The organism is Clostridium sp. (genome assembly GCF_032552055.1).
Classification (GTDB): Bacteria; Bacillota; Clostridia; order Clostridiales; family Clostridiaceae; genus Clostridium.
Map to the genome: position 1 here is coordinate 1 of NZ_JAWGSV010000435.1, position 1164 is coordinate 1164.

Consider the following 1164-nt stretch of genomic DNA (forward strand, 5'->3'; position numbering starts at 1 on the left):
GCTTAATAGACTATAACTATCCATTTAAACCCAATGAAAGCGAAAAGCAAATTGTACATAAAATGAAAGACTTATATGAAAAGTCCTTGATATCTTCATTAAATTTAGTCGATTTAGAACAATTAAAATTGATTTCTAATATTTTGAAAAAATATAAACACATTGATTTTTATACTTCTGCCGGAAATATTTATTTTGCAGAAAACTTTAAATTTCAAATGCAAGAAATAGGAACTTTTATTAATGTTCCTATAGAAGAATATTATCAACTTTTAACAGCTTCTACTAGTGATGAAAATCATATTGCAATAATTGTATCCTTTGAGGGCAGAGGTGGAATAGTAAAAAAAATAGCAGAAATATTAAAAAAGAATAAAACACCAATTATTTTAATATCTTCAACAAATGAAAATCCTCTTACTAAATACTCAACCTATCAGTTATATTTAAGTTCAAACGAAAATCATTTTAACAAGATATCATCTTTTTCAACAAGATTATCTTTACTATATCTTTTGGATTGTATCTATACATGCTATTTTAAACTTGAATATGATAGAAATATAAACTTTAAGCTTAATACATATAAAAAACTATCAAAAAAATAAAATGAAACTGAAAATCAAATTGCACATAAAATGAAAGAATTAAATGTAGATGTAGTAAACTCATATATATTAAGTTTACTACATCAATAATTTTATTATTTATTTATTTTTTTATTTTTTTCCTAGTTATAATATAATAACCTCCAGCTACTAACAATATACCAAATATAGCTAAATAAACCACATTTCTTCCGCCTGGTTCAGATTAATATTTACATTATTAATTATTATTCATAAATTGAATAGACCTTCACTTACATTCCTAATATTAGTATAATTAAACAAAATAACTAATGGGGGAATAAATATGAGTGATATAAAAGTAATAATCATGGATGTTGATGGAACATTAACTAATAGTAAAAAAGTAGTTACAGAAAAGACAAAAAATGCCTTAATAAAGGCACAAGAACTTGGAGCAATACTGGTTTTAGCATCTGGAAGACCTACATCTGGATTAATGGATTTAGCTAGAGAATTAAAAATGAATGAAAATAATGGACTTTTAGTTTCTTTTAATGGATCTAAAGTTGTTGATTGTGAAACTAATGAAGTT

The 1164-nt window shown here is 24.1% G+C and carries 2 protein-coding genes; both read left to right on the forward strand.

Features of this window, described 5'->3' with window-relative positions:
- The coding region (locus E6248_RS16205; RefSeq protein WP_316341796.1) for a MurR/RpiR family transcriptional regulator at positions 1-608 on the forward strand (608 nt) is incomplete at its 5' end.
- Positions 609-915: 307 nt separating this feature from the next.
- A partial coding sequence (locus tag E6248_RS16210) for an HAD hydrolase family protein (protein WP_316341797.1) occupies positions 916-1164 on the forward strand: 249 nt, incomplete at its 3' end.